A 532-nucleotide genomic window follows, 5' to 3' on the forward strand; every position below is an offset into this window, starting at 1 on the left:
CGTCCAGAAATAAATTTTTCTCGTTATCGATTGCAATCGAATCAAATGCGAAATACATTCCACGAGACGCTACTTCGGCAAAATCTGTCTCTTTATCGGCCAACTCGGCAATGGTCGTCGCTACGCCGGTTGTGTCAATTTTCCGAATTGTTTTTCTCTTTTTGTCGTGCAACACATAAAGAAAATATAGATTGCCGTTTTTGTCCGAAATCATAGAAGTCATGTCACCAACCCGTGATCGCAAATCTGCCCCATCAATATCCACATCTTCACCAGCTGGATTGGTCAGATTGTGAACGGGCCCTGCTGGGTTGATCTTTAGAATGCGATTCATCACTTTGTCAGCGACGTAAACGTTGCCGCTTGCATCAGCAGCGATCTCATTAATTGACGGCATGCGGACCTGGGCGAACGTACTTCCAGGATTACTTTGCCGCTTGCTTTGCAAGCCAGTCAATGTCGTTACGACACCTGCCGCGTCAATTTTTCGCAAGAGCATGTACCCGCGGTCGATCACGTACACATTGCCATG

1 pseudogene is annotated in these 532 nt (G+C 46.6%); it reads right to left on the minus strand.

Annotated elements, in window-relative coordinates:
• Positions 1–517 (minus strand): annotated as a pseudogene (locus tag ACP7BV_RS27810) (hypothetical protein); the annotation flags it as partial.
• Positions 518–532: the final 15 nt, after the last annotated feature.

This window comes from Massilia sp. TSP1-1-2, from assembly GCF_049896185.1.
Lineage (GTDB): Bacteria > Pseudomonadota > Gammaproteobacteria > Burkholderiales > Burkholderiaceae_D > Telluria_A.